The sequence below is a fragment of the Acidovorax sp. PRC11 genome (genome assembly GCF_031844105.1).
Lineage (GTDB): Bacteria > Pseudomonadota > Gammaproteobacteria > Burkholderiales > Burkholderiaceae_C > Paracidovorax.
Window position 1 is genome coordinate 51,718 of the sequence record NZ_JAUZUQ010000010.1, and the last position, 12,655, is coordinate 64,372.

Below are 12,655 nucleotides of genomic sequence, written 5' to 3' on the forward strand. Positions count from 1 at the left end.
ACCCGGCTCAACGCCCCAGCAGCAGGAAAATCTCGTTGTTGAGCAGCCAGTCCTGCGGGTACTTCCCGTGCAGTTCCGCAGGGATCTCCATCTGCACGTTGCGGCGCTCCTGCCGCACCACGTGGAACCCGGCCTCGGCGGTCAACGCCACCAGCTCGTCGGCCGTCAGGCGGTTCAGCGCCCGGTATTCGTTGAAGACGAAGCGCTTGTACCCCTCGGGACCGAAGTCGGCAAACCCGAAATCGGTCTCGGCGGCGTCGATCGGGCCCTCGTGCGTGCGCACGATCTCCCACAGTTCATCTTCGCTCACCAGCAGGTGGTGCCAAGGCACCTCGTCATAGCGGCGCAGGTGCGATCCGTAGGGCGAATAGAAGAGCGGCTCGATCTGGATGAAGAAGAAACCGCCCGGCCGCAGGCAGGCGTGGAGGTCCTTCAGGATGGGCAGCAACTGGTCGCGCTGCACGTGCTCGAAGGTGGACCAGCTCATGATGCCGTCCACCAGCGGCCGCCTGCCCGCCAGCGGCGTGCCGGGCGCGATGGTCTCGAACGTCAGCGCCGCGGGAATGCGCGACATGCCCAGCTGCTCGCGTGCGATCCGGGGCAGCTTGGCGTACTCCTGCCGGATGTCCACGCCATGGATCGCGGTGGCACCGTGCCGCAGCACCAGCGAGAGATCGGTGATGCCGTCACCGCAACCGAAATTCAGCAGCCGCGCCTTCGGCAGGTCGAGCACGCCGCCCACCCAATGGTGGACCACGTCGGACGCGTACTCGAAATGCGCGCGGAACCATTCGTCGGTGATCTGCCTGGCGTCCCAGGGGGCGATGCCCCAGAGCTTTTCCTGCAGGCGCAGCATCCAGTTCATGCGTGTTTCCTTGGTGGGTCGGTCAGCAGAGTGCTTGTTGCGGCATCACGGCGTGCCGCGTTCACGGCTTGCGCAGCACGTAGGCGTCCTGGTGGTTCCAGAAGTGCACGAGCGCATGGTGCGCGAGCGCATCCGGCCCCCAGATTTCCGCGATCTCCTTCAGCACGAACGCCTCGGACGTGAACGCCGTCCCGTACTCGTTCGCATCGATCGCGTTCGACTCGCTCGACGGGGCGAAGAAGAACCCTTCGCCATCGAGCGCCACGCTGTCGAAATCCGCCGCCTTGACGCCGTGCGTGCTGAACACCAGCAGCCCGCCCGGGGCCACGGCGTCCTGCAGCACGCGCAGCCAGCGCGACCAGGTGCTGCGCGGCAGGTGGCTGAACAGCGACAGCACGAAGACCAGATCGTATTGGCCGGGCCAGCGCACGTCTTCCGGACGGCTGGCAGACAGGAAGCCTTCGACGCCGAACGTCGCGCGCGAGAACTCCACCGCGCTCGGCACCACGTCAGAGACCGTCACGCGCCGCGCGCCCAGGGCCTTGACCAGGTGGCGCGTGAAGCGGCCGTGGCCGCTCGCGAACTCCAGCACCCGGGGCGTGCGCAGCAAGGGGCGGTCCACGGCTTCCAGCAGCAGCATCAGCTCGGCCAGCGTGCGCCAGCCGTCGGCGAAGTAGTCACGCAGCGGGTTCAGGCTGGAGGGGTGGCCCGCGAAGAAGTGGAAGATGTCGTCGCTGGGCGAGATGCGGCAATCCAGCCCGGTCATGTTGGTGAACGAACCCACCAGGCCGTTCTCTTCGATCAGGGCATGGGCCTGCAGCAGCACGTCGCGCTCCGCGCGCGCGCGGGTCAGCACCTGCGCGGCCCCGGCGCGGTCGCCGCGGGCCAGCAGCTGCCGCCCCTCTTCCAGCAATTGAACGCCCTGGCTGTGGTGAGATGTCATGGGAGAGATGAGAGAGAAAGAGAGAAGGTGGTGGCGCCGCAGCCCCTGAGCCGCACCCGACGCGGCAGCAGCGCTGCCGATCATGGCGGCCGGAGTAAGTTCAGGCCCAATGGTGCGGCAAACGCACCAGGCCCGGCAGCGGCTTGGGGAAAATGAAGCGGAAATGCCGGAACTGGAACCACTCGTCGTAGACGACCAGCCCGGTTTCGTCGAACAGGAAGGCGCTGATCACGTAATCGCCGCTGTGCAGCGGAAGATCCGGGAAGGTGAGCACGGACTTCCACGTCCCGTCGGGCAACTGCTGCGGGAACATGCCTTCCTCATGGGTCGCGAGCGACGTAATCCCGACACCCTTCGACTGCTCGATCATGAACCCGATGTGCGGGCGCTCGGCACCCCGGCCGCGCGCGACGATCGTCACCACCAGATCCTTGCTGTGCAGCACCGCAGGCTGCTCGCCCACCGGCTCGCCCAGGTTGTCCACCTCGACGGACAGCAGGCAGGCATCGCCCCGCTCGACGGCCACCACCGGCGCGGGCGGGTCGGCGGGCACCGCGAGAGCGGCTTCGTCCGCAGGGTGGGCATAGGGCGTCTCGGCCACGGAGGGCAAGGCGGCGACCGGCTCAGATGCCGCCTCGATCGCCTGCTGCTCGCGCTCCTGGCGCTCGCGCGTGTAGAGGTCATAGGCCGCGAGCACGGGCTCGGTGGGGCCGAACTGCTCCATGCGCCCGCCCTTGAGCCACATGGCCGCATCGCACAGGTGGCGGATGTGGTAGGGGCTGTGCGAGCAGAACAGGATGGTGCACCCGCTATTGCGGAACGCCATGATGCGCTCGATGCATTTCTTCTGGAAATGCTGGTCGCCCACGGCCAGCGCCTCGTCGATGATCAGCACGTCGGGCTGCACGGCCGTCACCAGCGCGAACGCGAGCCGCACGGCCATGCCGGACGAATAGGTCTTCACCGGCCGGTCGAGCGCCTCGCCCAGCTCGCAGAAGGCGATGATCTCCGGCTCCAGCCGCGCCATCTCCTCGTGCGTGATGCCGATCAGGCTGCCGCCGAAATACAGGTTGTCGCGTCCGCTGAAATCCGGGTGGAAGCCCGCACCCAGCTCCAGAATGGCCGTGACCCGCCCCACGCGCTGGATGGTCCCCATCGACGGCTGCAGCGTGCCCGCCAGCAGCTTGAGCAGCGAACTCTTGCCGGCGCCGTTGTCGCCGATCACGCCGATGCACTGGCCGCGCTGCAGCTCGAACGAGACATCGCGCAGCGCCCAGTGGCTGCGGTGCGTGGCCCGCCCCGTGAGCAGCGCGCGCAGCCGTGACCGCGGGGACGGATAGAGCTTGTATTCCTTGCTGACCCCGGCCACCTTCAGCACGGTCTCCGCTTCGCGGTGCGGGACGCTGCCCACCGGCAGTGTGGCCTCTGCGCCCCGGGCCAGGGAATTCGTCGGTGCTGCGTCGCTGCTCATAGCCAGTCCACCAGTTGGTCACGGCTGCGCGCCACGAGGACGTTCAGTGACAGAGCCACGGCGCCCATCCAGGCCGCGATCGCGATCCAGGCAGCCACCGGCGGCCAGATGCCCTGCAGCAGCACGTCCTGGTAGCCGATCACGAACGCCGTCATCGGGTTGAGCCACAGCACCCAGCGCCAGCCCTCGGGGAACATGGACAGCGGGAACAGGATCGGAGTGAGGTAGATGCCGACCGACAGCAGGAAGCCAACGATCTGCACCGTGTCGCGCAATGCCGCGGCCAAAATGGCCAGCAGGTAGCCGAGCAGGATGCTGAGCAGCACCTGGGCCGCCAGCAGCGGCAGCAGGCTCAGCACCGGCAGGCGGAAGCCATGCAGGGGGGTGTAGATCAGCGCCACCAGCACGATGAGCGGCCCGTAGATGACGGAACTCGCCAGCACGGCACGCGTGGTGAACAGCACCGGCGGCAGCGGATTCTTTTGCAGCATGCCGCCGGCCTCGATGAGGCTGTTCATGCCGCGGGACACCGCATCGCAGAACGCCATCCACGGCAATGCCCCGACGACGAGGAAGGTGCCCACCGCATGCGTGGGCGCACCGTTGCCGAGCCGCATCGAGAACACGACGTCGAACACCAGGTAATAGGCGGCCACCGTCAGGAGCGGCTGCAGGTAGGGCCACAGGATCCCGACGGCCGTGCCGGCGTGGCGGGCCGCCACCTCGCGCAGGGTCAGCACCCATACCAGGGAGCGGGCGTTCCACACGGCGCGCCACTCGTTCTGCAAAGTCTGCATGAAGGAAAGAGAAACCATCAGGGGCGGGCACGCCCGCCATTCGGTGGCGCAAGGGGAACACGACATGCCCCTTGCGCCGAGCAAGCACACGAAGAAGCTTACGCCTTACGGAGCGGTCTTGATCGGCTTGGGCGTGTAGCCAGCTGCAAAAGCTTCGATGGCTTCCTTGTTGATCTGCGCTTCCTTCTGCATGGCCTGCGCGTCGGCCACGCGGGCTTCCTGTTGCGCGTTGGCCTGGATCTCCTGGATCAGCTCGTTGCGCACTTCATCGAAGCTGCGCATTTTGGCAGGCTGCCGCGCTTCCAGTTGCAGGATGTGGTAGCCGAACTTGCTCTGGACGATGCCGCTGCGCTCGCCCGGCTTCGTCAGGGCAAATGCCGCCTTGTCGAACTCCGGCACCATCTTGCCGGCCTCGAAGGAGCCGAGATCGCCGCCCTTGGCAGCGCTGCCCTTGTCGTCGGAGCGCTCCTTGGCCAGTTGGGCGAAGTCTGCGCCGGCCTTCAGTTCCTGTTCGATCTTCTCGATCTTCGCGCGGGCCTCGGCATCCGTGCCGGAGACCAGGATGTGCCGCACCTGCACCTGCTCGGGCGACTTGAAACGCTCCGGCTTCGCCTTGTACAGATTGCGCGCGAGCCCCTCGGCCACGGAGTCCGAGAGCGCATGCTCCTTGTCGATCTTTGCCAGGTAGGCATCCGACAATACCTTGTCGCGGGCAATGCGCAGCGCAGCCACGACCTCAGGGTCCTTCTCCAGCCCGATGGACTCGGCACGCTGCGCCATCGCGCGACGGGCATACAGGTTGGACGCGATCTGCGTCACCGTCTGCGGACGCGACAGTACCGTATCGCGCATCTCCTGCGGCATGCGCAGCGAATCGGCACGCATGTCGCTGCTGTCGATGGCGATCTTCGGCCCCTGGATCAGGACGGGCTCTTGTGCATGGGCCGAAGCCAGCAGTACGGACAGCACGGCACCAGCGCAAAGACGGACGGGAAAGCGTTTCATGTGTGAGTCAACCATCAAATGAGAAATAAAAAAAAGGCGGGGAGACCCCGCCTTTTTTGGTTCACATTGCTGTGAAAAGTGCCGTAGCAATGCTCAGATTACTGAACGACAGGACGCGTGAAGCGGTGGGGCCACGTGATACCGTAGGTACCGGACGTGCCAGACGTAGCAGCGGGGTTCGACAGCTTGATGAACGAGGAACCCAGGACCGGCAGACCCAGGCCACGGTTCGTCACGTCCACACGGCTCCAGCCGTTCTGGAAGGAACCAGCCGCCAGGTTCTGACGGGCCACGGAAGCAGCCAGCACGGAGTTGCCTGCGTCAGCGAAGCTCAGCACGCTGGTTTCGCCGCAGAACAGGGTCTTCGTCACGGTACCAGGCGAGAACACTGCACCAGCCGTCACGCTCTTTTCTTCACGGTCGAAGAAGGCTTGGCCCGAAGCGGTCACGCAGATGGCGCCACCGGTGGCGGCCAGCGTCGTGTTGCTGGGGTTGAAGCGCTCGTCAGCCACGGAGCCGCTGGCGTTCAGGTCAGAGAACAGACGAACGTTGGCGGTTTGCACCGGGTTGGCATTGGCTGCAGCGTAGTTGGAAGCCACGTTGTAGCGACGGGTGGGCATGGAGAACACCCAGTCGGTCTTCGCCGTGATGGAAGCGTCGTTGGCGTACTGGTTGGTGATGGAGGTCACTGCCAGTGCGTTCGTCAGGTTCAGCGCTTGCGTCAGAGGAGCCGTTGCCGAAGGAGCCACGATGTAAGGCGTGGACATGTCGGGCAGGTCATAGTTCGCTGCGATGAGCGTGGGCGACGTGACAGCCTGATCAGCGCTGTTGTACACGTTGACCGAGCGGAACAGCGGGTCAGCCGTGTAGTTGTTAGGCGTAGGTGCGCCTTGGTCGTTCTGCGGGAAGTGCACGAAGTTGGCGAATGCGGGAGCACCGTTGGGCGCTTCTGCACGAACGGCCGTAGCGCCGCCCGAGAACGTCGTGGTTTGTGCCACGTTGATGATGTACCAGTCACCCACCAGGCCGGTCGAAGGCGTGTTGAAACCAGCGTTGGCCACGTCCGTGGGGGTCGTCAGGTTCACCAGCGTTGCGTCCAGCACGGCTTGCGTGCAAGGTGCCACGCCGTTCACGTGCTTGATGGCCGTGTACAGGGCGTTGGCGCCGCCGTTCATCTTGGTAGCAGGAATGTCGGCCATGTTGAAGATTTCAACGTAGCCTTCACGCGTGTTGTTGGCCTGGTCGGCAGCAGCGATGCCGGAGTTCAGACGGGCCTTCACGAACGGTTGTGCCACGCCCTTCGACAGGGTGGGCAGCGTGCAGGAGCCATCGTTCGTGGTCAGCTGGGCGGTGCCGTCGGCACCAGCGGTCACTGCGCCGGTCCACACGTCGCCAGGCGACATGAAGACTTGGAAGTCAAGAATGTCGTCAGAGTTCAGGGCGCCGCGGAAACGCACCTTCACGGCCTTGCCGTTGCTGGTGTCGGTGTTCACAACGTGCAGAACGGTCATGTTGCCGTTTTGTGCGTTGAAGTAGGGCACCAGCAGTGCATGGCCCACGCCGCCTTCGGCGAAGGACATCGACGTAGCGTTCGTTACCGTCAGCGGAGCAGCGCCCACGACCACATCCGCGGATGCAGCGCCGGCGAAGCCCAGGCCACCAATCATGGCAGCAATGCTCAGGGCCAGAACATTTTTCTTCATATCGAGAACTCCAGTTAAAAAGTTGGTAAGCGCAACTACCACGATTGATTACGCCAAAGAATGGTAGCACAGCGCATTCAAGGCCTGTACTGCGGAACCTCTGCCAATCCTTCGCCTGTTGATGAAATGCAACAGTGCCTGGACGGCAAGCCGTGTACGGCCTACCCGGGCACGGATGGGCGAGCCCGACCATTCCTTGGGGTAGGGCTTGCGGACGCGGAAGAGCCTGCGCTGCGCCAAATGCGCACAACGGGTCTGCACTCTCCAACCTCTACAAACCTTGGGGCCGAACCATACCAAAAGAACGGTTCATTCCCAAGCAAAAAAACCTAAATTCACACACTTTTGGCGATCCTATAAACGACAACGCCCGGCGCACATGGCGACCGGGCGTTGCGGGGGATGCACCGAGGGTGCTACGGCCCAGCGTTTTCAGCGACGCTCAGAGGTCCTGGAACCGCCACCAGTTCCCTTCCTCCAGAACCCAGGTCTCGTCGAGGTAGGTATCGATGCTGTCGAGCTTCACTCCGATGATGACCGGCTTGGCCGTGAGCTTGACCTTCGCCACGCACCTGTCTGCCTCGCACGTCACACCGGTCACTTCCGACGCCGTCACCGAAGCGCCGCTGCCGAACTGGCGGGCGAACTGCTCCTGAGTGAATGCTTTTCTATAAGAGGGGGGCGTCAGCGCATAGCTCTTGTCGGCCTGCCCAGCGATGCGCGCCTTCCAATAAGCTTCGGCACGCGCCTTCACAGCCTGCTCGGGAGTGGATGGCCCGAAGGATGCGCAACCGGCCAGGGCGAGCACGCCGGCAGCCACGGCGGCCGCAACGGCTTTCGAGGAAAGTTTTTTCATGTTCATAGGTCGGAAATGATACGTGAGCTGCTTATTGGGGCGGCAAGGGCTGGATGGTCGTGCCGGAGCCTGGCGGTACGGTCGTTTTCCGGCCGGACTCCTTCAGCTCGATGATCTGCAGCCCCTTGAGGCGGTCGCGCAGTTCGTCGCTGACCTCGCGGATGTCGATGTCCGTGCGCACCACCTTCGGGGTGATCACGACCAGCAACTCCGTGCGGATGCCCGTCTTGCCGTTGTTACCGAAGAGACTGCCCACCAGGGGAAGTTCCTGCAGCAGGGGAATGCCGGCCTTGGACGTGTTGTCGGTGTCCCGAATGAGACCACCGAGCACGATCGCTTCGCCCGAACGGACCGCCACCTTGCTGGTGATCTGGCGCTGCTGGAACACGGGCTGTAGGGAAATGTTTCCCGAGTTGTCCGCCACGGCGTCCGTCACGGCTTGGTCGATTTGCATGGTGACCAGATTGCCGGCATTGACGGAGGGCGTGACCGCAAGACTCACGCCGGTGTCCCGGTACTGGATCGTGGTGGTGGTCGAAGTCGAGTTGTCAAACCTGGTGGCTGCCGTTTGCACAGGTTGCTGATTGCCCACGCTCATCATGGCCGTGTGATTGTCCAGCACCATCAGCGAAGGGCTGGAGATCACTTTCAGCAACCGCTTCGTAGCCAGGGCATTCAAGACCACCCGGACGCTGCCCAGCGAGTTCGACAGCGCATAGGAGAAGCCGGAAGTAGTGGGCGATGGAATGGAGCTTCCAACCGGCGTAGTGTCGCTGCGGCCGCTTGCCAGCAACTGCCCCGCGCCATTCAGGCCCGAAGGGCCGCTATTGCTAAAAGCCCACTGGAGACCGTACTGGAGAGAGTCGTCCAGAGTGACTTCCACGATCGACGCTTCGATCAGCACCTGAGTCGGGGGAACGTCGAGCCGCTTCAGGGTGGCTTCGATTTTGCTGTACTCGGACTTAGTCCCCCAGACCAGGACCGAATTGTTCAGCTCGTCGGCCATCAGACGGATCGTGCCGATATTGGCGCTGGTGGCCCCTTGGTTCTGCGTGCCTCGGTTACCCTGCGCAGAGGAGCCGAAGCCGCCACGGCTACCGAAACCGCCGGAAGATCCGAAACTGTTGCCGACGCCTGAGCTGCCGAAACCCGAAGATCCGAAGCCGGATGAGCCAAACCCGGATGACCCGAACCCGGTGTTGCTGAACGCATTGCCCTGCCCGAACGAGTTCGACGACACGCCGCCCAGCCCCGGCGCCACGCCGCTGTTCGCCACGGCCCCGCCACTGCTCTGCCCGCCGAAGATGCCGCTCAGCACGCCGGCCAGATGCTTGGCGTTGCCGTTCTGCACGTGGTAGATGAAGAGTTGCGGCTCCGAGCCGTTGTCGCTGGGCTGGTCGAGTTTCTCGATCCAGCGGCGCGCTTCTTCGAGGTAGGCGGCGCGGGGCGTCACGACGAGGATGCTGTTGATCCGGTCGATGGGCATGATGCGCAGGGCGCCGAACAGGGGGTTGCCCTCGCCCAGGGTCGCCGGCGCGGCATTCGCCTGGTTGGCGGCCGCAGCCGCCGTGGCGGCGGCCGCAGCGCCGCCCGGCACACCCGAGGGCGCTCCCGGCGCCGCGCCGCCTCCGCCGCTCACCAGCCTCAGTGCGGCCTCGACCTCCTTCACGGAAGCGTATTTGAGCGGGAAGACACCCACCGACATGCCTTTGAGCAGGTCCACGTCGAAGGTGTTCACCAGGTCCATCCAGGCTTCCGCCTGCGTGCGGGTACCGGACATGACCAGCAGGTTGCGGAGGTTGTCCACCCGGATGATCGCATCGGGCGTCACCATGGGACGCAGGATGGCGGCCATTTCGCCCGCGCCGATGTACTGCAGCGGGATGATGACGGCGCCGTTGCCGGGCGGCAGGGGCTCGCCGCTGCGGAACTGGCGCAGCGTGCCGCCGATGGCGCGCAATGCGTCCGGGCGGCCGACGTGGTAGGTGCCTCGCGCATCGCGGATCATCGACAGGCCGTTGGCCTGGAGCGCGCTCTCCAGCAGGAACATGGCCTGGTCCGGAGGGATCGGGTTGCGCGTGGACAGCGTCACCGTGCCGTTCAGGGGCGGATGCAGGACGTAGTTCGCCTTGGCGATGTCGCCCAGCACGGTGCGCACCACTTCCGCGACCGGCGCTTCCTCGAAGCTGAAGGTCATGGCGGGGCCGGCGATGGGCGCAACGGGGGCCGGAGCGGCGATCACCCGGTCGTCGCCGCGCAGGATGCGGGGCTGGACGGCCTTCTCGTCGCTCGCCGTGCCGGCGGCAGGCGTGGCGGCCGATCCGGTGGCAGCAGTGCCGGTTCCGACGGCTGCCGGGCTGCCCGCCGATTCGGTCACCAGATTGGTGGCCGGTGCGCCCCCGACTGTGGAGGTCTGTGCTGCCGCCAGCTGGCAAACGGCCATGGCGATGGAGGTCAGTGCGTATCGATAGAAAATCATGACTACGTGCCCAGGAAATGGGAAGGCGCGCCTGCGCGCTTGGAATTCAGGACCGGCTTCCACCGAAAACGGCGCGGGGCGGAGGAGACGGCGGCGCTGCGGCACCTCCCGGAAGCTGGGGCATCGCCCGCTGGCCCGCCGCCGACGAAGGCAGCGGTGCGCCCGAGTAGACGGTGACCGCAGCCCGCGGCAACAGCAACGTGCGCGTCTCGCCACCGCGGGTGAAGGAGACGACACGGTCCTGGATGGAGCTCAGCACCCAGCCTTCGACGTTGTCGTTCATGCGCAGGCGCCGCTGCTTGCCGGCGATGAACATGATGATGCCGCCCTGCCCTCCGCCTGCGTAGACGCCCGAGATGGTGGCCGTGGCCAGGTTGTCCGGCGGCGGCGGCGGGGCGCTGGCGGGCGGAGGGGGCGGCGGCGGCGGCGGCCGGCGGGTGGAGGAGAAGACCGGGCGGTCCAGCATGGCGACGAACCTGCTGGTATCCGCGGAACCGACGGTGGGCAGCCCGGGCAGCAGGCCGTCGACGTCCGAACGGCGGGGCTCCGGCGGTTGCCAGTGCACGTTGCGCACGGTGCCGTCCGTGCCAATCCACATCCACAGCAGCACCAGCGCCAGCGCGGCGTTCACGAAGAGCAGGATGTGCAACGCGTACCGCTTCATGACCGCTCCCGCAGGATGCTCAGGCCGAAGGCCACCGACAGGCGGGGTACGGCCTTCGGGTCCAGGTTGCCGAAGGCTCCGATCACCTGGATGTCCAGATCGTCGAGGAGCAGCAGCGGCATCTGGCTGCCCAGCACCGCCAGCGCGCTCTGCACCGCCAGCATGTCGCCTTCGGCACGAACGCTCAGGGGAATGCGGTCGAAACCCTTGTCTTCCTTCGCGGGCAGCACCTGGCTGCTGCTGACCTGCAGGCCAGCGACCCCGAGGATGTCGCGGATCTTCTGCTGCGCGGTGTTTCCGGTCTGGCTGGCATCCTGGCCCGCAGGATAGATGTATTGCGCGCGGGCCTCGCCGGCACGCGCCAGCGCGGCATCGATGTCGGCCTTCTGGGCTTCCAGGCCCAGGAGGCGGGCGTAGCGGGGCTCCAGCTCTTCCAGCCGCTGTTCTGCATACGCGTGCCGTTGGGCGATGTACCAGCCCCCGAGGGCCAGAGGCACAAGGGCCAGAAGCAACGTGGCGGCGAGGACCGTTCGCTCGCGTGGGGTCATGCTTTTCATGGTTTACGCGCTCCCGGCACGGAAGGGGCAGAGGCGCTGCCGGATGCAGGAACTGCAGGGCGGGTGGGGGTACCTCCGAAGGTGGCCCCGCCGCCGAACGTGGCGCCCCCTCCGAACGTGGCGCCTCCACCGGGAGGCGCGGCAGGCGCCGCCACGGCTGCGGCACCCGGGGAAGCCGCCGTGCCCGAAGCGGGTGCTGCGGGCGCAGCTGCAGGGCCGCCTGCGGCGGGCGCCGAAGGGGCGGAGGCAACGGCCACCGGGGCCGGCGGGCTCACCGGCGCGCCATATACGTGGGGGTCGAGCATGAACTCGATCGAGAACGATTCCTTGCCGGTGTTTCCCATGCGCGTCGCGGCAGAGGGTGCCCGGACTTCCTTGAAACCCGCTTCGTTGCCCAGCAACTGCATCAGCGCCGAGGAGTTGTTCGTCAGGCCTGCAATGGTGACCTTCACGCCCTGCAGACGGAAGCTCTGCAGGGACGTGTCGTCGGGCAGCAGTTGCGTAAGCCGGTCCAGCACCTTGAGCGGTTCGATGCGGTTCGACACCAGCTCGGACAGCTGCGTCAGCTTGTCCGCCGACTGCATGAGCAATTCACGCTGGCGCACGACCGGGGCCGTGCGTTGCGCCGCCTCGCCGTAGGCCTGCGCAGCCTCCAGGGCGCGCTCGCGCAATTGCAGGGTGGGGGTGATCGCGATGGCCAGCAGCAGCAGTGCGATGAGGCACATCAGCGCGTAGCCCGTACGGCGCCAGCGCGCCGCATGGACCCGGCGCAGGCCCTCGCCGTATCCTTCCAGGACGACGGGCATGCCGTCGCCGGTGCGCACCCAGATCTCCGGCTCCACGCCGGCCAGGGCGTCGGCGCGCGTCGCAAGGTACTGCGCGATCTGCCGGCGCGACGACAGCACCAGATCCACCCGCGCGCCGCCATGGGCCTGCCAGTGCGGGCGATGTCCCCAGGCCAGATCGTCCGCCGGGAACGGGCTCACCGAACGCGCCTCGAGCGCGGACGCATTGGCGACGTCGGCGGCTCCCATGGGCGGAAGCGGCATGGAACGCCGCAGCACGAGGTCTTCGGGCAGCTCCACCGCGGCGAAGGGCGGCCTGGCCTTGCCGGCGAGGTCGCCTTCGCGGCCGTCCCCCAGCCAGAGGCTCTGCCGTCCGTCTGGATGGAGCACGCGCACCGGCGCCGCCGGGGTCAGCCATGCGAAGACGGGCCAGTCGTGCATGCGCAGCCACGGCTGGCGGATTTCATGCCAGAGCACGCGCAGGTCGACGCCCAGGAAACGGGCTTCGGAAGAAAGAGAGGGCATCGCTT

At 66.2% G+C, this 12,655-nt stretch carries 11 protein-coding genes; all 11 read right to left on the reverse strand.

All coding sequences use genetic code 11. From position 1 onward, the window contains the following. Nucleotides 1-7: 7 nt before the first annotated feature. The 11 genes from Q9R47_RS13130 to Q9R47_RS13180 all read right to left on the reverse strand — a co-directional run bounded on the left by Q9R47_RS13130 (nt 8) and on the right by Q9R47_RS13180 (nt 12,650). Nucleotides 8-865 carry a class I SAM-dependent methyltransferase gene (locus Q9R47_RS13130; RefSeq protein WP_311233645.1) on the reverse strand — a complete coding sequence of 286 codons (858 nt, stop codon included), beginning with the start codon at nt 863-865 and terminating at the stop codon, nt 8-10. A 61-nt stretch (nt 866-926) separates the two neighbouring features. Continuing rightward, nucleotides 927-1,808 carry a class I SAM-dependent methyltransferase gene (locus Q9R47_RS13135; RefSeq protein ID WP_311233646.1) on the reverse strand — a complete coding sequence of 294 codons (882 nt, stop codon included), beginning with the start codon at nt 1,806-1,808 and terminating at the stop codon, nt 927-929. A 100-nt stretch (nt 1,809-1,908) separates the two neighbouring features. Then, entirely contained in the window at nt 1,909-3,279 is a 1,371-nt protein-coding gene (locus tag Q9R47_RS13140; protein ID WP_311233647.1) for an ABC transporter ATP-binding protein, read from the reverse strand. Next, the gene (locus Q9R47_RS13145) at nt 3,276-4,076 is read right to left on the reverse strand and encodes an ABC transporter permease (RefSeq protein WP_311233648.1); all 801 of its coding nucleotides are present in this window, start codon (nt 4,074-4,076) and stop codon (nt 3,276-3,278) included. Before Q9R47_RS13145 ends, Q9R47_RS13140 begins: the two co-directional genes overlap by 4 nt. Before the next feature lie 105 nt (nt 4,077-4,181). Next, entirely contained in the window at nt 4,182-5,081 is a 900-nt protein-coding gene (locus Q9R47_RS13150) for a peptidylprolyl isomerase (RefSeq protein WP_311233649.1), read from the reverse strand. Between the two features lie 98 nt (nt 5,082-5,179). Then, nucleotides 5,180-6,784: a cell surface protein gene (locus tag Q9R47_RS13155; protein WP_311233650.1), complete on the reverse strand. Its 1,605-nt coding sequence runs from the start codon at nt 6,782-6,784 to the stop codon at nt 5,180-5,182. A 442-nt stretch (nt 6,785-7,226) separates the two neighbouring features. Further along, nucleotides 7,227-7,646: a hypothetical protein gene (locus Q9R47_RS13160; protein WP_311233651.1), complete on the reverse strand. Its 420-nt coding sequence runs from the start codon at nt 7,644-7,646 to the stop codon at nt 7,227-7,229. A gap of 25 nt (nt 7,647-7,671) precedes the next feature. Next, entirely contained in the window at nt 7,672-10,119 is a 2,448-nt protein-coding gene (gspD, locus tag Q9R47_RS13165) for a type II secretion system secretin GspD (protein ID WP_311233652.1), read from the reverse strand. Between the two features lie 46 nt (nt 10,120-10,165). Beyond that, nucleotides 10,166-10,783 carry a hypothetical protein gene (locus Q9R47_RS13170; protein ID WP_311233653.1) on the reverse strand — a complete coding sequence of 206 codons (618 nt, stop codon included), beginning with the start codon at nt 10,781-10,783 and terminating at the stop codon, nt 10,166-10,168. Further along, nucleotides 10,780-11,340, reverse strand: a complete 561-nt coding sequence (gene gspM, locus Q9R47_RS13175; protein WP_311233654.1) for a type II secretion system protein GspM — start codon at nt 11,338-11,340, stop codon at nt 10,780-10,782. The genes Q9R47_RS13170 and gspM overlap by 4 nt, the downstream gene beginning before the upstream one ends. Continuing rightward, nucleotides 11,337-12,650 (reverse strand): PilN domain-containing protein, encoded by a 1,314-nt coding sequence (locus Q9R47_RS13180; RefSeq protein WP_311233655.1) that lies wholly within the window; start codon nt 12,648-12,650, stop codon nt 11,337-11,339. Before Q9R47_RS13180 ends, gspM begins: the two co-directional genes overlap by 4 nt. Nucleotides 12,651-12,655 lie beyond the last annotated feature (5 nt).

Bases quoted from the DNA above. Each gene is read 5' to 3' on its own strand.
- gspM (WP_311233654.1), bottom strand. From the start codon at position 11,340: ATGAAAAGCATGACCCCACGCGAGCGAACGGTCCTCGCCGCCACGTTG.
- gspD (WP_311233652.1), bottom strand. From the start codon at position 10,119: ATGATTTTCTATCGATACGCACTGACCTCCATCGCCATGGCCGTTTGC.
- Q9R47_RS13155 (WP_311233650.1), bottom strand. From the start codon at position 6,784: ATGAAGAAAAATGTTCTGGCCCTGAGCATTGCTGCCATGATTGGTGGC.
- Q9R47_RS13145 (WP_311233648.1), bottom strand. From the start codon at position 4,076: ATGCAGACTTTGCAGAACGAGTGGCGCGCCGTGTGGAACGCCCGCTCC.
- Q9R47_RS13150 (WP_311233649.1), bottom strand. From the start codon at position 5,081: ATGAAACGCTTTCCCGTCCGTCTTTGCGCTGGTGCCGTGCTGTCCGTA.
- Q9R47_RS13160 (WP_311233651.1), bottom strand. From the start codon at position 7,646: ATGAACATGAAAAAACTTTCCTCGAAAGCCGTTGCGGCCGCCGTGGCT.
- Q9R47_RS13130 (WP_311233645.1), bottom strand. From the start codon at position 865: ATGAACTGGATGCTGCGCCTGCAGGAAAAGCTCTGGGGCATCGCCCCC.
- Q9R47_RS13170 (WP_311233653.1), bottom strand. From the start codon at position 10,783: ATGAAGCGGTACGCGTTGCACATCCTGCTCTTCGTGAACGCCGCGCTG.
- Q9R47_RS13135 (WP_311233646.1), bottom strand. From the start codon at position 1,808: ATGACATCTCACCACAGCCAGGGCGTTCAATTGCTGGAAGAGGGGCGG.
- Q9R47_RS13140 (WP_311233647.1), bottom strand. From the start codon at position 3,279: ATGAGCAGCGACGCAGCACCGACGAATTCCCTGGCCCGGGGCGCAGAG.
- Q9R47_RS13180 (WP_311233655.1), bottom strand. From the start codon at position 12,650: ATGCCCTCTCTTTCTTCCGAAGCCCGTTTCCTGGGCGTCGACCTGCGC.